The sequence below is a fragment of the Membranihabitans maritimus genome (assembly GCF_021729145.1).
Taxonomy (GTDB): domain Bacteria; phylum Bacteroidota; class Bacteroidia; order Chitinophagales; family Saprospiraceae; genus Membranihabitans; species Membranihabitans maritimus.
This window is the reverse complement of the sequence record NZ_JAJSLW010000001.1, coordinates 70,405-87,849: the sequence shown is the minus strand read 5'-3', so window position 1 is coordinate 87,849 and position 17,445 is coordinate 70,405. Positions and strand designations below refer to the sequence as shown.

The following is a 17,445-nucleotide window of genomic DNA, read 5'->3' as shown; positions in this document are numbered from 1 at the left end:
CTGATAATCTACTGATTAATTCTGACCTGTCCACATATTTTTTTTAACCAATTTATCTATTATACAAAATTTTTGTGAGATCATTGGCTTTAGTCGTTATTGCATTGTTTTTCAATTGATAGTGTTTGCTTCTTAGTGAAAGATTTTATAAATCCCTTTATTTACGATATATTTAATACCAAGTAAAATTAAATAGCGAAAAACTTCAACAATCCTGACGAAATGGGAAATGATAAAATTCTTATGCTCTTCGTTCTTTTTTCGATAGTATTTCTTACACCTGGATGTGATCAGAGTACCGACTCTGCAGTAGAAGTAAAGTCGGAAAAGCCGAACGTCGTGTTGATATTCATCGATGATGGTGCTTTCGATGATTATTCACCCTTTGGTAATCCGCGATATCCCACTCCTCATGTCGAGCAACTGGCCAGTGAAGGTAGAAGTTTTTACAGTTTTTATGTACCCCAGGCAGTATGTTCTGCTTCCCGGGCGGCTTTGCTTACGGGGTGTTACCCGGGACGAACCGGGGTTTTCGGAGCCCATGGACCGAATCAGGGTGGTTTGAGTACTGCATTTGCTACGCTGGGAGAGGTGATGAAAACGAATGGTTATACGACGGGTAGTTTTGGAAAGTGGCATATTGGAGATCAGGAAGGACGACGCCCTCAGGACAGGGGATTTGATGAATCGTGTGGTTTGATGTACTCAAATGATATGTGGAAGCACCATCCCGAGAATCCTGATTATTGGGGGCAATTTCCCATCCGGTATTGGGAAAACGGAGAGATAACGATCGATACCCTGGAAAAAGGGGATCAAAAAATGTTGACTACCTGGTATACGGAAAGTGCGGTTGATTTTATCAATCGGAATAAAGAAGAACCCTTCTTTCTTTACCTTGCCCATTCAATGCCCCATGTCCCCCTTTTTGTCAGTGATAAGTTCGATGGGAAGTCGGGTACCGGTCTTTACGGAGATGTCATGATGGAAATTGATTGGTCCGTTGGACAGGTGAATCAAGCCTTGAAAGACAATGGTCTGGAAGACAATACAGTGGTAATATTTATCGGATCGGATAATGGTCCATGGTTGTCCTATGGAGACCACGCTGGTATTACCCGGTTCAGGGAGGGGAAAGGAACTACCTTTGACGGCGGTGTACGCAATCCCTGTATAATTAAATATCCCGGTATAGTAGAAGGGAATACTAAATCTCATAAGGCATTTGCCTCCATAGATATTCTTCCTACAGTTTGTTCATTGACCGATACTGAATTGCCAGATAATGAAGTAGATGGGAAGAATGTCTGGGATATAGTTTTGGATAAACCGGAAGCAAAAAATCCACATAAGTATTATCCTTTTTCCAACGGGTCTAATTTTGAAGGAATTATTACAGGTGATGGCAAATGGAAACTTCACTTAAAGCATAAGTATCGTACATTGGAAATGGCAGCTACAGGTGGTATGGCCGGAAAATATGTTCATCCGGAAATTGATACTTCGTTATTTGATATGGTTCATGATCCCTATGAAAAAGGAAATGTAATCGAGGAATACCCGGATGTCGCTAGAAGTTTAATCCAATTGGCGGAAGGGCATGAGAATAGGTTTTATTCGGAAACTGATTAATTGCAAATCAAAAATTTCGAATACTATACCTTGTATTGAAAAAGGAGGCCACCAAATTAATACGGTTTTTACAACAAATTAATCCCTTCATTTTCAGAATCCTTCCTCACAGAATCTGGCCATAGTCCTACTTGCACTTCTCCTATATGTTTTTTGCGAAGGAGAAACATACAAACTCTCGATTGTCCAATTCCTCCTCCAATACTCTGGGGTAATTCATCATTGAGAATTTTTTGGTGAAAGTAAAGTGACTTGCGGTCTTCATCATTTTTTTCTTGAAGTTGTCTTAAAAGTGCTTCGCGGTCTACCCGTATCCCCATAGAGGAAATTTCAAGGGCGGATTGAAGCACTGGGTTCCATACAATAAGATCCCCATTTAGACCATAGAAGTCTTCATCATTGGGACTACTCCAATCGTCATAATCGGGAGCTCTGCCATCATGAGGTTCTCCGGTACTCAGTTTTCCACCAATGCCTATTATAAAAACTGCTCCGTACTTTTTAGCTATTTTATTTTCCCGTTCTTTAGGTTTGAAATCAGGGAACTGTTTTGCTAATTCTTCTGAGTGTACAAATGTAATTTCGCGCGGTAAAATGGGCTCAATTTCGGGATACAATTGAAATACCCTTTCTTCTGTATTTTGTAATGCCTTGTATATGCTACGTACGTTGGATTTCAAACACTCCAATGATCTTTGGTGAGCAGTTATATGTTTTTCCCAGTCCCACTGATCCACATATATAGAGTGGATAGGGCTGTAGTCTTCATCCGGTCGAATGGCTTTCATATCTGTCAAAATCCCTATACCCGGTTCGATGTTTAATTCACGGAGTCGTATCCTTTTCCATTTTGCCAGTGAATTCACGACAACAGCTTTTCGGTCACCGATTTGTTTGACGGGGAATGTGACGGTTCGTTCCACTCCATTGAGGTCGTCATTGATACCGGTTCCATCCAGTACCATAATGGGGGAAGAAACTTTGTGCAAATTGAGATTGTTACAAAGTTCATTCGAGAAAGTCTCCTTGACAAAAGCAATAGCCTGTTCTGTAGCCAATAATTTATTTACCACGATTGTATTTTATATTTATATTCTAATTCAACTCCAAAACTAAAAATAGATTTATGAATATGAAAGGTATTAGTGAAAACTACATAAAACATTTTTCTTGCATCAAATTGGCATTTTGATTATTGGAAGAAAAAATAGGAAATGCTCATCCAAATTGAATTAGAAACTTTTATTCCCAAGAAGTAACTATTTTTATATCCTCTGAATCAGGGGATGCCCATTTATTGAAATGACTCAAAATTTCAGATTGATCAACTACTTTTGTAATATATTTATCCAAAGCCAGGGTTTTAGTTCGGATTGCTTCGGTAACGGTGGAAAAATCCTCAGTGGTTGCGTTTCTGCTGCATAAAATGGAAGTTTCACGGGCGTGAATTTCAGGGTGATTAAATATTAGGTCAGTATTGGCGATACCTACCAAAACCAATTTGCCACCGTGTCTCATATATTGAATCCCTGTTGGGATTGCTTTCGCACTTCCTGTGGCGTCGAAAACAATATCGGCCTTTCGTTTTTCAAAGTAGTGCTTTATAATGGATTGTGCATGTTTGTCAATGGGATTAAATGCTTCCAAAACACCGAAATGATTTTTCACATATTGGAGTCTGCTTTCATTCACATCCAGTGCCACGATATGGGCTCCCATATAGTTTGCTAACATTATAATGCCAATGCCAATGGGGCCACATCCCTGTACTACAATGAGTTGCTCCTTCTGGACATTTGCTCTTCGCAGACTGTGAGCCCCTATGGCCAGTGGTTCCACTATAGCGGCTTCATCTGAAGTCATGGTGTTGACTTTCAATAGTAGGTCCATTGGATAATTAATGTATTGCTGCATGCCTCCATCGACGTGAACCCCATAAACCTTTAGATCCTGGCAACAATTGGTTTGTCCTGCCCTGCAGGCCTGGCATTGGCCACAGTGAATATAGGGTATTATACAAACGCGATCCCCCGTGGAGAAGTCCGAGTCATTATCTGATAACTCAACTATTGTTCCACTCAATTCATGTCCCAGTATGCGGGGATATCTAAAAAAAGGTTGATTCCCCTGAAAAGCATGAAGGTCTGTTCCACAGATCCCGACACGATTTATTTTTACTAGGGCTTCTCCGGTTTGTATCCCGGGAATACTCTTTTCTTTTTCTTCGAAGCAATGGGGAGTGGTACAGGTAATTGATTTCATGGACTATTCTAATTATTCAATTTTGTAAGCAAGTATACATCATTTAGCTACGAATGCCTGCCGATTGCAGGCCTAAAGTTAGGACACATCGTAAAAAAAAAAGATATTATAGACTTAATCCACCCCCTTACCCCGGCCAGCGGGGGATATCGACCTGACGTCAAAATAAAATTTCTCTTTAGAGCACTTAATTCGTTTTTGATTTAATTTTTGTTTCATAATTGTTCGAAAATCTCCCCCGCTGGCGGGGGTGCCCAACGGGCGGGGGTGGATTTTACCTATTTCATATTGTTAATTTTAGATGAGTACCAACGAAAGGCTGCAGACGGGCACGAATAAAATAATGTATGAGTTGATAGAATATCGCTTTTCTGTTGCAAACAAAAAAACTCATTCGTGCATTCGGGGCTCATTATCTAAGCGACAATTATTTCCTATTTGGCGTAGCCTAATAGGCTCACTCTGCGACTATATTAAAAAGCACCCTAGAACCACAATAATTAAATCAATATCGGGATTGGATGCAGTAGCACGGATATTTTTCAGGGCCTGGTAAAGGTGGTTGCGGACAGTATTAGGAGAGATATTGAGCTTCTCGGCTATTTTTTGGTGGGAAAGACCTTCCCGTTTGCTGAGATTGAAGATAAGCCGTTGCTGGTCGGGCAATTGTTCCAGGGATTGTTCCAGGATTTCTCCGTAATATTCGCTTTCTATTTCCCGGGTTATTTCGGGAGGTTGGGATTCAGAAGAAACATCGAGGATATATTCCCTGTATTTTTTATCGTGGGAAGCTTTTTTCAGGTGGTCAAATGCCAGATTTCGACACATCAAATAAATATAGCCATCAAGATCAGTTACATCTTCCAGCTCATTTATTTTTTTAATAAGTTTCAGAAAGACGTCTTGTGACAGGTCTTTGGCAATCTCCTCGTTTTTGAGAAACTTTATAAAAAAGCCCACCACTTTATCCCTGTAATTATTAAATAGTATTTTAGGATTCACTTTATTCATCTTCTGATTCAATGGTAGCTAGTAAAACAATTAAACGATACATTGATCAATATTGCAAATTTAATAATTTTTTTCATCTCTCACTAGTATGTTGATGTTTTTGGATCGTCTTGTATAATGATATTTGGATAACTTGGTTTTATTTGGAATAAATAGTTAATGAAACAAATAGAGATATAATTTTAAAAGGTGAAGGATCTTCAAAGAATAAAATACCTGTTGGATAAGTACCTCGATAAAGAGCATAAGCCTGAAGAAGGAGAAGAACTCTTCAATTTATTAAAAGGTATCAAAAATCCTGAATTGCTGGAGCAGATATTCCAGAAAGGGTGGACCGATTCGGGCCAGGTAGATAGAAGTGATGTTTTATCTTGGGAGCATTTAATGAAGGAAAGAGAGAGTTTAATTTCTACAAAAAGAAAGGTGAATTCTCCAGTCATTAGTTTATGGAAATGGGGCGTAGCTGCTTCTGTGTTAATAGCGATAGGGGTGTTGTGGTGGATGAATGCAGGGTATGAGGAGGAACAGATAGTATACCAAACCGGATTTGGAGAAACACTAGATATTATTTTGGACGATGGTACTGAGGTAACCTTGAATGCAAATTCCAGCTTAACCTGGAATCCTGAATGGAAAAAAAATAATACCAGGCAGGTAGGACTTAGCGGTGAGGCATTCTTTGACGTTTCACATTTGGATAAGGATGGAAGCGTGCAAGAGGAAGTTCTTGAAGGTAGCACACAATTAATTCCGTTTAAAGTAACTACTTCTGATTTGTCGGTCAATGTGATGGGGACTGCCTTTAATGTAATGAATCGGCGTGGGAAGACCGATGTATTCCTTGAAAGGGGGAAGGTTCGGTTGGATTTGGCTAATAAAATAGCCGTAGAGGAAAATGGTAAGCTTCAAAGAAGTTCATCAGAACCTGATGAAAATTCTCAGGAAGTAGCAGAGGCATTGATTATGGAACCGGGAGATGTGGTTAGCTTTTCTGCTGAAGGTCAGGATTTGCAAATAAAGGAAGCTGACAATCCTCAGACATATGCTGAGTGGAAAGAAGGTACATTATCCTTTGATAATGTGGAATTTGGAACAATGTTGAACCAATTGGAAGATATATACGGTAAAACGTTTCTCACAAATGATTCAGTATTGCTTAATACACCCGTACGATTTGCTTTCCCTTATAAAAACTGGGAAACAGTTACAACCCTTATGGAAGTATCATTAAATATAGAGATAATAGAAGAAGAGAATAATAAAGTACGAATGGAAAAAAAGTAGAGACAAGGAGATGAATATTTTCAGAATACTTGAAGAGTTTTAGCGGAACTCTACAATCTCATTATCTCTACCAATATTTACTAACTATAATAAATAATACTAATGAAGGTAAGACTTTTATCGCGAATAAAAGGTAGATCGCTTATGCTTTTGTGTTGGGTTTTTCTTATGGTGTATCAGGTGCCAATTGGGTTTGCATTAGATGATATGCATAATGATGAAGTACTCTTAGAAGAAGCGTTCCAGCAAATAGGCCGGGAATACGGTGTGTTTTTTAGTTATGACAGATCAGTGGTATCCACTGTAAAGGTTAAGTATGAATCGGAAAAGTACAAGAATGTAGAAGATGCACTATCTTATGTGTTGGAGCAAACTGATCTGGAATTTCAGATTTTTGACAAGAGATATGTAGCCGTTTACAGAGATACGGAAGAAGGGGTAGAATCACTGAAAAAGATGGTAGAACACTTTCAGGGAATTATTGATAAAAAAGAAAAAGAAGTAGATAGAAAGTCTGGAATAGTCAACACCCTACAAACGTATTCAGTCAGGGAAATATATAATAAACGCCTTGTAATTAATTTGTCTGGAAAAGTTACTGATCAAAATGGAGAACCTTTGATTGGAGTTAATGTTCTTGTAGAGGGAACCAATAAAGGGGCATCTACAGACTTCAATGGAAATTTCACCTTAGAAGATATCGATGAAAATGCTGTTCTTATTTTTTCATATATAGGATATCAGACTCAGGAAGTCACTTTAAATGGGGAACGGGAGATAACAATTATATTACTTGAGGATTCCCAGACTCTGGACGAAGTAGTCGTTGTCGGTTACGGCATACAAAAGAAGGTGAATTTGACAGGTGCTGTAGGTGTAATCGAAGCGGACCAATTAGAGAATCGGCCAATTGCCTCTGTAGAAGAGGCGCTGCAAGGTCAGGTATCTGGGTTAAATGTTGTGAGAACAGGAGGGCAACCTGGAAACCAGGCAATTGATTTTAAAATCCGGGGAACCAGTACGTTTACAAGTAATCCTGTTTTAACATTAGTAGATGGTATACCTTCTTCATTGGATCAGATAAACCCTAATGATATTGAAAGTATCAGTGTGCTGAAGGATGCTGCTTCAGCATCAATATATGGGTCACGTGCTGCTGGAGGTGTTATTTTGGTAACTACAAAATCGGGAATAAGTGGGAAACCAAAAATAAGCGTGAAAAGTACTTTTGGTATTCAAGACCCTACAAGATGGCCTGAAAAGCCATCTGCTTTCGATTATGCCACCATGCGGAATTTAGCTTTACTCAATGATGGTTCAAGTCCTTTTTATAGTGATTCTGACCTGGAACGGTTTTCGAGTAGTGAATGGAAAGACTATGATTGGGATGCATATTTAATTAATTCAGCCATGCAAAGTAACCATAATGTAAGTATATCTGGAGGTACGGATCTTCATAAATATTACATGTCTGTTGGTTACTTAAAACAAGATGGCATTGTTATAAATACAGATTACCAGAGATTAAATTTTCAATTAAATCAAGTATTTAACATAGGTGAAAGATTAAAAATAGATGTACGCGGAGGATACTCCCCTTCAAAGGGTATATCTCCAAGTTCAGGATGGTCATCCTTAAGGTTTATATATGCAACTCCTAAAACGGAACCGTTTCTATCTGAAGATGGTAAATGGCTTCAAGAACCAAGCCATACTCAAGGTGGTAACGCCATGGCAGTATTATCCGAGGATGGGGGACAATCTCTAAATAAAAATAGTAGATTAAATGGAAATTTTAAAATAACATATAATATTTGGGATGAATTGGATTTTTCAGCAAGTTATGGTATTGTTGGAACAAAGGAGAAAGTTCGGAGTTATCGGAATATTTTAAAGGTTTATGATCCTATCGATCAAGACAAAGTAGCTGTAGAATCGGTTGATAATTTCCTTGATATTAGTTATTTAGATGAGTCGCTTCAGAATGTAAACCTTTTCCTTAATTATGAAAAATTATTTGAAAACCACCAACTTTCTTTACTAGGTGGGGTTACCAGAGAATGGTATTTGACAACTAGTGAGGGAATTGGTACTCGAGACTTTTTAACGGACAATATTTTTGTTGTAGATGCAGGTAGCAGTGATCCTAACTTTTGGTCGATATCCGGTACAGCGTCAGATTGGGCTTTGGAATCTTATATTGGAAGGGTAAATTATTCCTTCAATGACAAATATTTATTAGAAGCCTCAGCAAGATATGATGGTTCTTCAAGATTTGTAGAGGATAAACGGTGGGGTTTTTTCCCTTCTTTTTCTGCAGGATGGGTGGTCTCCAATGAAGAGTTTTTGAATTCCAATACAGTTTTAACATTTTTGAAGTTAAGGTTAGCTTGGGGGCAAGTGGGAAATCAGAATGTTGGCTTTTATCCATTTGCAAATCGATTGGCACAGTCGGCTTACTTTTTTAATGGTTCTCCCCAAAGAGCAGTTGGTACAGCTGGAGCACCCAATTCTTTATTGACCTGGGAAACAAAGGAAGCGATAAATTTTGGACTCGAAGGAAGCATTTTCGACAATCTTTTAGAATTTGATTTAAATTTCTTTAGTGAAAATTCGCAGAATATATTGTTACAATTGCCTTTGCCTACTACTTTCGGTCAACCGGAGCCTGTTCAAAATGCTGGAAAGGTTGATAATATGGGGTGGGAGCTTGAGTTAAGACATAGAAATACTTTAGGAGACTTTAGTTATGGTATAAGTTTTCAAGTTTCGGATTCAAAGAATAACATTGTGAGTATGGGGGGCATCAGTCCGCGTATATCAGGTTATACCATTTCAGAAGAAGATTATACTATGGATGAATGGTATGGTTATAAAGCTTTAGGATTTTTTCAATCCGAAGAGGAAGTGAGCAATAGTGCAACTCAGAATCCAGAGGTTGGGGCCGGAGATATTAAATATATGGATGCTAATAACGATGGCGTGATTAATAGCGATGACCGTGTGAGGTTAGGTCGATCAGATCCTAGATTGCCTTATGGAGTCCGGTTAAATTTTAATTTTAAGAACTTTAATTTTATTGCATTTGGACAAGGGGTAATGAAACATAATGCTATAACTCGTCCTTGGGAAATAACAACAGTAAGATCTTATCATTTGGATTATTGGACACCAGAAAATAAAGATGCGCAGTTTCCAAGTCCTAGGGTAGGAGGAGGACCTCTAGTAGGAATTAATAAAGAATTTTCAAGTTTTTGGTTAGAGGATGCTTCTTATTTTAGACTTAAACAATTACAAGTAGGATATACCATAAGTTCTGAGAAATTACCAAGTCTTAACATTAATAATATTTTGTTGTATGTGAGTGCTGAAAACTTAGTAACATTTACTAAATATTTGGGGTATGATCCGGAAATGGCTACAGGTCTAGGAATCCGTCAATTAGAATCAAGATATCCACTTTCAAGACTTTTTAATTTTGGTGTAAATATTAATTTGTAAATTAAGAAATTATGAAACATATAGTATATAGACATCCATTTTTTGCATTATTGTTTTTTATCTTAGGATGTAATGATGAATTTTTACAAAGATCTCCTTTAGATACCCCTTCTTTAGACACCTTCTGGGAAAACGAAGAACAGGCTGAATTATGGGTCAATAATTTATATATTGGTCTTGGAGGAGTTGAAGAATCTATTTTTGAAGCTTTTAGCGACAATGCTTATGGTCGGGCAGGTTCAGGAGCGAATAGCATTGCCAACGGTTTGTATGATACTAATGATCCTCATGTTAGTTCATATTGGGATTACAGAGATATACGATTAAGTTTAGAGTTTTTTGAATATATCAAGGATGTTCCAAATATTTCGCAAGCTAAATTAGACGAGTTATCTGGTCAAGTCCATTTTATGTTAGCTTATCAATATTATCGGATGGTAACTTTGTATGGAGATATACCATTAGTTACCAGTCCTTTAGGGATTGAGGAAAGTGATATCTCCAAAAGCAGTAAGGAGGAAGTGTTACGTTATATTTTTGATCAATTAAACTTGGCTATTGAGAAATTACCTTTGGAATGGCCGGAAAGTGAAACAGGAAGGATCACAAAAGGAGCGGCATTAGCTTTAAAAGCGAGGTTGCATTTGTATAATAATGAGTGGAACGAGGCAGCTTCTACAGCTAAAGAAATAATTGATTTAGACCAATATTCACTTCACCCAAATTTTGAGGAAGTGTTTTTGTCCGCATTTAATAATCAGACGAGCGAAGTGATTTTAGCATATCAATATGCAGAAAATGTTAATACACACCCTGGTCAGGGAATTGTGAGAAGGTATGCACCTGTAAATCTAGGTGGTTATGCATTAATTTTGCCAACTGATGAATTGCAACAAAGTTTTGAAATGGCTGATGGATCTCCCTTTGATTGGAACAATCCAGAACATGCAGCTAATCCGTTTAATAATAGAGATCCTAGGTTTTATCATACCTTTATTTATCAGGGACTCGATTACAATGGAGCAACTGTAGATTTTACGGGTTCCGAAGCAAGATTTGCATTTACATATTTATATTATTTAAAATATGTAGCTGACTTAGAAAATAATTTTTGGGATTCATATGTTAATTGGATTATTTTCAGATATGCGGATGTTTTATTGATGTATGCAGAAGCAAAGAATGAGGTATCCGGACCGGATCAGTCTATTTACGATGCGCTGAACCAAATTCGTAGAAGATCAGGTATGCCGGATGTAGATCAGATGAAATATAACGATCAAGCTTCTCTCCGTGACTTTATTCGAAATGAAAGAAGAGTGGAATTAGCTGCTGAAGGATTGAGGTATTTTGATATTCTTCGATGGGGGATTGCAGAAGACGTTTTAAATAGAAATATAAAAAGTTTGGATTTATCAAATTGGGTTGATTTGCCTAAAGATGAAGAAGGAAATTCACTTTTGCCATATAAAGATGTACAAACCAGGATTTTTAATCCAGAAAAGAACTATGTATGGCCTATACCTCAAGACGCAATTGATCGGGCTGAAAATTTAGAACAGCATCCAGCTTGGTAGTATTTTAAAGTTACACTATGCTTAATAGAAGAATATTTGTAAAGCTTTCTACTATAGGAACTTCTTTAGCCATATTTAGTCCAAGAATGCCTCAGTTATATAAGTCTGATGATTTGATACCTGTTATAAAAGTAACTACTGAATTTCCTAATGGAGGAGGCAAAATAATGGTGGAGAAAACAGATCCCTTAGTTATTCGTGTTATTCCACATGATCAGAACAACGGTGGGTGGTCTAAAATATGGTGGCATTTTAAAATAGAAGGGATTAATCCTGGATCAGAGATTACGTTATTCATAGAAAAGGGTGCGGGAAGTTCAGAACGCATTTTTTATAGTTATGATGATACAAATTGGGCTTTAACCAGTTCTGGTAATGAAGTAAGTTCTGAGCATTCTGTTTTTACTAAAATTTCGCATATCGTTCGAGGAGCAACGGTATCTTTCTCTTATGATAGGCCGTATCGATTGTCAGAACTTCAATTAGAATTGTTGCCTGTTTTAGAGAACCTACCAAACATTGAAGTCCTCGACTTTTGTCAATCCAAACAAGGAAGACACCTTCCTGCTATCCAATTAAATTCTACGAATTCAAATTCAAAATATGGAATTTGGTTACAAGCTCGAGCTCATTCCTTTGAGGCAGGTAGCAGTTGGGTTTTACATGAGTTGACATCATGGTTGGTTTCAAGGGATCCATTGGCTTCTAATCTTAGAAAAATAGCAGAGATTACTATTTTACCTATTATTGATATTGATGCTATTGAGGAAGGTCGGACCGGGAAAAATCAAAGGCCCTATGACCATAATCGCGGCTGGAGCCATGAAAAGAATCACTGGCCGGAAGTGAATAGGATAAAACAAGAATTAAAAGATCGAACGTTAAAAAATAATTTGGATTTATTTATTGATTTCCATGGCCCTGGAAATCAGCGTCATCCATATTTTATAGTGCCCATGGAGAAGAATTTGACCTCTAATTGGCAACGGAAAAATCGAAGGAGTTTTTTTCAGGTCCTTCAGGCTCAATCTTTTAACCAAATGGAAGAGAATACCCAATCGATGGATCAATTTTATTACAGTGAAAGAGATTACGATCCAAAGAATCATGATTCTTCTAATATCTGGGTAGGTCAAAATACTACAGAATCAGTTATTAATCTAACATTAGAGGTAAATATGGGTACAGTATTGAGTACTCGGGAAGGTTTTCGCCAGGAGGCTATCACATTAGGTAAAGCCATTGCAAATTATTTTATCAACGGATCACATAAGAAGTAAGTCGGAACAGAACATGAAAGAAAAACAAAATAATCAATCAATTGGGGTTCGCACTGACTTTGAGAGTGGTGGTGGGAAAGTGGAAATTGTGCAAAGAGATCCATTGTCCATTGAAATTATACCACATAATGAAGGCCAAGCAAGTTGGAGTCAGGTGTGGTGGTATTTTAAATTAGAAGGGATTGATCCTGGAACTAATGTTATTTTGCGATTGGTGATTGGGAATCCGAAAATTGACGGTATTAGTCCGCAAGCATTTTTCTCTTATGATCAACAAACATGGGCATTAACAGATATAGGAAGGGAAATTAGTATAGATGGAGCAGAGTATTTCGAATATTCGCATAAAATTTGGAATTCAGAAGTTTATTTCGCTTATGATTTACCTTATACACCTGACCATGCTATGGAATTAATGAATTTGTGTAGTCGAGCTTCAGGAGTTGAGGAATTTGAATTATGTCGCACTAAGAAAAATAGAAAAGTTGGAGCAATGAAGTATCATGCCTTGCAACAGCCTCGCTTTGGAATTTGGTTGCAAGCTCGAGCTCATGCTTTTGAATCAGGAAGTAGTTGGGTGCTTCACGAACTAGCCATTTGGCTTGTTTCCAATGATCCAAGAGCCAATGCTCTTAGACAATTAGCAGATATATATATTGTTCCTATCATTGATGTAGATGCAGTAGTCGAAGGTCGAACAGGTAAATATCAAAAACCATATGACCATTGGATGAATTGGCACAATGAACCGCATTTATGGGAGGAAATTAGAGCAATCAAAGCGCATTTAAAACAATTAGCGGAGGATAATTTAATGGATTTGTTTATTGGATTCCACGGACCTGGTTCGAAAAGTAATCCATTTTTTTTGACCCCTTTTGAACGGTATTTACCCTATGAAAAACAAAAAAAGAATCGACAAATGTTTTTTGAATCTCTAAACTCCGAGTTAATGACAACTGAAACAAAAAAAACTGAATCGATGATACAAATCTTATATAGTGAGCGCGAATGGGATAAGAAAAATAGTAGTTCGTCTCATGAATGGGTCTGGTTGAATACTAATGACCATTGCATTGCATTTACATTGGAGGTGAATATGAATACTCCATTTAGCACACATATGGGATATCGCTCCGAAGCAATTTCTCTTGGGAAAGCAATGTCAAATTATTTTATTAATTCTAAGCCACTAAAATAATGAAAATTAAATTCGTTAAGGTTTTAGTGCTATTTCTCCTGATATCTTTTTGTTTTTCATGTACTTCGTTAAAAAATCTTCAATCTGGGGCAATGCTTGAAGGAAATTGGTTTGCTCATCCTCATACGATCGATTTTTTTGAATTGCCTACAATCCCATTGATACATACAGTCGTAAGTGATGTAAGAGGTAGTGATACTTCAAGTATTGATTATAATCCGAAAGCAAGTGGGGGTGTTAATCAGCATAATTATTTGCACTTTTATAACAATAAGTATTGGTTAATGTGGAGTGATGGACCCGGTGTCGAAGATAGGGTGGGGCAAGTTGTGAAATATTCTACTAGTAAAGATGGAGAGCATTGGTCAACCGCTAAAATGATTACACCTTATCCTCCGAATTCAACACCAATATCTCCACACTATAATACAAGGTCAAATTTGGGAATGCGATGGATCTCTAGAGGGTTTTGGGAATATAATGGGGAGTTGTTAGCGTTAGCTGCATTAGATGAGGCCAATGGATTTTTTGGTGAAAGTTTGGAATTGCGAGCCTTTAAGTGGAATAGGTCAACGGATATATGGGAGGATGCAGGGTTAATTTATGATAATGCAATTAATAACTTTCCTCCCAAAAAGATTCCAACTGGTGAATGGGTAATGTCGAGAAGGTCATATGAATATAAAAAGAAAGGCGTGGATTTTATGGTTGGTGGATTGAAATCCAAGAATGATTGGCAAATTTTTCCTGTACTAGGAACTAATAGTGAATTATCTGCTGAGGAACCTTATTGGTGGATTTTGCCAGATGGTCAAACATTAATGGCATTATTTAGAGACAACCGAAAAAGTGGTTATTTGTATCGTTCTTTTTCAGTGGATAATGGACGCTCTTGGTCAACTCCAGTGAAGACTAATTTCCCGGATGCGGCTTCTAAGTTTTATGGCTTACGATTATCAAATGGTAATTATATTTTAATTTCCAATCCAAATCCTAAAAAAAGGGATCCATTAACTATATCAGTTAGTAAAGATGGAGTGACATTTCATAAAATGGCTTACCTAGTGGGAAAAAGACCCCCATTCCAATTAGATTATCCACATGCGATAGAACATGACGGAAATATTCTTATTGCATTTTCTGGTTCTACAAAGCAAAAAATAGAAGTATTAAAAATTAAGATGTCTGATATAGAATTATTTAATATGAAATCTTACAAAAGTAAAATAGAATGAATAGAATCTCGACTTATCTCTTATTATTGATTTTAGGAATTTTGTTAAATAGCTGTAGTTCCAAAATTTATCCTGATGCTATGAAAAATCCCGAATCTCCCCTCATGTTTCAGGGTAAGTGGTTTGACCACCCGCACAATATAGAATTTGACAAGTTACCTGTGATCCCTTCACAACATGTAGTGGTCAGTAATGTTCAGGGGAAACCTGGAGATGAAAAATATACTTTTTCCGGCCATCATTTATCCGGTGGGGTTAATCAACATAATTATTTGATTTTCCACGACGGTAAATTTTGGTTAATGTGGAGTGATGGTCCCGGAGTAGAAGATCGCGTTGGGCAAGTAGTTAAATATGCTACAAGTCCGGATGGGTTAACATGGACGGAGCCGAAATTGCTTACACCATATCCCCCTGGTTCGGGTCCGAATTCGGAATTTTACAATACCCGGACTGAAAAAGGAATGCGTTGGATTGCGAGAGGATTTTGGTTACGGAACGGTGAACTATTGGCCCTGGCTTCTTTAGATGAAGCGGCAGGCTTTTTTGGTCCAAGTCTGGAATTGAGATCGTTTACTTTCAATAAATCAACGGAAATGTGGGAGGATGACGGCCAAATTTTGGACAATGCCATCAACAATTTTCCACCGAAGAAAATACCATCCGGTGAATGGATGATGTCCCGAAGATCTTACGATTACAAAGAAAGAGGAGTGGATTTTATGGTTGGTGGATTAACGTCAAAATCAGATTGGGAGGTTTTTCCGGTCTTGGGAACCAGTAGTGAATTGTCGGCTGAAGAACCTTATTGGTGGGTGTTGCCAGACGGAAAAAGCCTTATGGCTCTTTTTCGTGATAATCGAAAAAGCGGTTACTTGTATCGTGCCTTTTCTACGGACAATGGCCGTACCTGGAGCAAGCCGGTCAAAACTAATTTTCCGGATGCTCGGTCCAAATTTCACGGTTTGAGGTTGAGTGATGGAAGATATATTTTGGTTTCCAATCCCAATCCTGAAAAAAGAGACCCAATTGCGTTATCCATATCAGATGATGGTATTGTCTTCAACAAAATGGGGTATTTGAAAGGGGGGAGACAGATAGATTACCCTAATGTGATTGAGCATAATGGGCATATTCTTATTGCATTTGCGGGTTCAACCAAGCAAAAAATTGAAGTGCTCAAAATTAAAATTTCAGATTTGGATCAATTGGATATGAAAAATTATCCAACAAAACAATAGCAATATGAAAAGTGCATATAGAATTATTGGCCTTTTAATATACGGTGGTATATTCAATCTTGCCTTGTGTCAAAATATGGATTTTCCTGATCCCGTACAAAATCCGGAATCAGGATTGATGCTAAAAGGAGGAAATATTCCTGAAAATACACATGATATTGACTTTGCAGCTTTACCGGAAATTGAATCAGAGCATGCTGTGGTTAACGATGTACGATATGCCTGGGGTAGAAAAGTTCATCAACACAATTACTTAATTCACTATAAGGGCTTGTATTGGGCGATGTGGAGTGATGGTGTGGGTGATCCCAGGGACTATTCAGCAATGGAACATCGGGGCAAGGTTCCGGGGCACGACTTGCCCGGTCAGTTGGTTTCTTTTTCTACCAGTAAAGATGGTCTCCATTGGAGTGAACCAAGAAGTTTAGCAGGTGCACCCAAAGATGGTCACGGATGGATTGCCCGGGGATTCTGGATTCGTGATGGAAAGTTATTGGCCTTGGTTACTCAATATTATGGCAAAGGGTACCGGGGCAAAGGGCTTCAATTACACGCATTCGAATTGGAATCGAAGCGGAAAAGAAAATGGAAACACAAAGGATTATTGATGGATAATGCCATGAATAATTTTTCGCCAAAACAATTACCTTCCGGAGAATGGATGATGACCCGTAGAGATAGTACTGCCAATGTCCATATCCTAATTGGTGGAGTTAGTGGATTTGACAAATGGGAAGATATTCCACTGATTGGGTATAAAGGTAGTGAATTGGCAGCTGAAGAACCGTATTGGTTGATTTTACCCGATGGCAATCTGGTAGCTTTTTTCAGAGACAATAATCGAAGCGGCTATTTGTATCGGGCTTTTTCCTCTGATAATGGAAGAACCTGGTCAGCTCCGGTGAAAACAAATTTTCCGGATGCCCGGTCAAAATTTAGTGGACTGCGGCTGAAAGATGGTCGCTATATTCTTGTATCAAACTCTAATCCTGAAAAAAGGGACCCACTTACCCTGGCTGTAAGTAATGACGGTCTGGTTTTTCATACGCTGGGATATCTAGTGGGTGATCGACATATCGATTACCCTCATGTAATGGAACATAAAGGGGAAATTTTAGTTGCTTTTGCCGGTGCGAAACAAACTGTAGAGGTGTTGAAATTTCCAGTATCAGCAATTGATCAATTGGTGAAAACATCTAATTAAATTAGACTTTTAAAATC

12 protein-coding genes are annotated in these 17,445 nt (G+C 37.9%); 9 read left to right on the top strand and 3 right to left on the bottom strand.

What is annotated here, in order from left to right; all coding sequences use genetic code 11:
• Positions 1-222 precede the first annotated feature (222 nt).
• Positions 223-1,632: a sulfatase family protein gene (locus LVD47_RS00295; RefSeq protein ID WP_236973510.1), complete on the top strand. Its 1,410-nt coding sequence runs from the start codon at positions 223-225 to the stop codon at positions 1,630-1,632.
• A 68-nt stretch (positions 1,633-1,700) separates the two neighbouring features.
• On the opposite strand, the gene asnA is transcribed toward LVD47_RS00295, so the two are convergent.
• The 3 genes from asnA to LVD47_RS00280 form a co-directional block, all read right to left on the bottom strand.
• A complete protein-coding gene (gene asnA / locus LVD47_RS00290) occupies positions 1,701-2,708 on the bottom strand; it encodes an aspartate--ammonia ligase (RefSeq protein ID WP_369427726.1) in 1,008 nt (335 codons plus the stop codon).
• Positions 2,709-2,874: 166 nt separating this feature from the next.
• Positions 2,875-3,894 carry a zinc-binding alcohol dehydrogenase family protein gene (locus tag LVD47_RS00285; protein ID WP_236973508.1) on the bottom strand — a complete coding sequence of 340 codons (1,020 nt, stop codon included), beginning with the start codon at positions 3,892-3,894 and terminating at the stop codon, positions 2,875-2,877.
• A 468-nt stretch (positions 3,895-4,362) separates the two neighbouring features.
• Complete coding sequence (locus LVD47_RS00280; RefSeq protein WP_236973507.1) at positions 4,363-4,905, bottom strand: RNA polymerase sigma factor; 543 nt, start codon at positions 4,903-4,905, stop codon at positions 4,363-4,365.
• A gap of 189 nt (positions 4,906-5,094) precedes the next feature.
• Here LVD47_RS00280 and LVD47_RS00275 point away from each other — a divergent pair, with 189 nt between their 5' ends.
• The 8 genes from LVD47_RS00275 to LVD47_RS00240 all read left to right on the top strand — a co-directional run bounded on the left by LVD47_RS00275 (position 5,095) and on the right by LVD47_RS00240 (position 17,428).
• A complete protein-coding gene (locus LVD47_RS00275) occupies positions 5,095-6,189 on the top strand; it encodes a FecR family protein (protein WP_236973506.1) in 1,095 nt (364 codons plus the stop codon).
• Positions 6,190-6,291: 102 nt separating this feature from the next.
• Positions 6,292-9,690: a SusC/RagA family TonB-linked outer membrane protein gene (locus tag LVD47_RS00270; protein WP_236973505.1), complete on the top strand. Its 3,399-nt coding sequence runs from the start codon at positions 6,292-6,294 to the stop codon at positions 9,688-9,690.
• An 11-nt stretch (positions 9,691-9,701) separates the two neighbouring features.
• On the top strand, positions 9,702-11,267 hold the full coding sequence (locus LVD47_RS00265; protein WP_236973504.1) for a RagB/SusD family nutrient uptake outer membrane protein: 1,566 nt from the start codon (positions 9,702-9,704) through the stop codon (positions 11,265-11,267).
• A 17-nt stretch (positions 11,268-11,284) separates the two neighbouring features.
• On the top strand, positions 11,285-12,547 hold the full coding sequence (locus LVD47_RS00260; protein ID WP_236973503.1) for a M14 family zinc carboxypeptidase: 1,263 nt from the start codon (positions 11,285-11,287) through the stop codon (positions 12,545-12,547).
• Positions 12,548-12,560: 13 nt separating this feature from the next.
• Positions 12,561-13,748, top strand: a complete 1,188-nt coding sequence (locus tag LVD47_RS00255; RefSeq protein ID WP_236973502.1) for a M14-type cytosolic carboxypeptidase — start codon at positions 12,561-12,563, stop codon at positions 13,746-13,748.
• 92 nt (positions 13,749-13,840) lie between these two features.
• On the top strand, positions 13,841-14,983 hold the full coding sequence (locus LVD47_RS00250; protein ID WP_236973501.1) for an exo-alpha-sialidase: 1,143 nt from the start codon (positions 13,841-13,843) through the stop codon (positions 14,981-14,983).
• Positions 14,980-16,224, top strand: coding sequence for an exo-alpha-sialidase (locus LVD47_RS00245; protein WP_236973500.1), 1,245 nt, complete (start codon positions 14,980-14,982; stop codon positions 16,222-16,224). Before LVD47_RS00250 ends, LVD47_RS00245 begins: the two co-directional genes overlap by 4 nt.
• A 4-nt stretch (positions 16,225-16,228) precedes the next feature.
• On the top strand, positions 16,229-17,428 hold the full coding sequence (locus LVD47_RS00240; RefSeq protein WP_236973499.1) for an exo-alpha-sialidase: 1,200 nt from the start codon (positions 16,229-16,231) through the stop codon (positions 17,426-17,428).
• The last annotated feature ends 17 nt before the right edge of the window (positions 17,429-17,445 follow it).

Bases quoted from the DNA above. Each gene is read 5' to 3' on its own strand.
- LVD47_RS00280 (WP_236973507.1), bottom strand. From the start codon at position 4,905: ATGAATAAAGTGAATCCTAAAATACTATTTAATAATTACAGGGATAAA.
- LVD47_RS00260 (WP_236973503.1), top strand. From the start codon at position 11,285: ATGCTTAATAGAAGAATATTTGTAAAGCTTTCTACTATAGGAACTTCT.
- LVD47_RS00265 (WP_236973504.1), top strand. From the start codon at position 9,702: ATGAAACATATAGTATATAGACATCCATTTTTTGCATTATTGTTTTTT.
- LVD47_RS00245 (WP_236973500.1), top strand. From the start codon at position 14,980: ATGAATAGAATCTCGACTTATCTCTTATTATTGATTTTAGGAATTTTG.
- LVD47_RS00270 (WP_236973505.1), top strand. From the start codon at position 6,292: ATGAAGGTAAGACTTTTATCGCGAATAAAAGGTAGATCGCTTATGCTT.
- LVD47_RS00295 (WP_236973510.1), top strand. From the start codon at position 223: ATGGGAAATGATAAAATTCTTATGCTCTTCGTTCTTTTTTCGATAGTA.
- LVD47_RS00285 (WP_236973508.1), bottom strand. From the start codon at position 3,894: ATGAAATCAATTACCTGTACCACTCCCCATTGCTTCGAAGAAAAAGAA.
- LVD47_RS00250 (WP_236973501.1), top strand. From the start codon at position 13,841: ATGCTTGAAGGAAATTGGTTTGCTCATCCTCATACGATCGATTTTTTT.
- LVD47_RS00255 (WP_236973502.1), top strand. From the start codon at position 12,561: ATGAAAGAAAAACAAAATAATCAATCAATTGGGGTTCGCACTGACTTT.
- LVD47_RS00240 (WP_236973499.1), top strand. From the start codon at position 16,229: ATGAAAAGTGCATATAGAATTATTGGCCTTTTAATATACGGTGGTATA.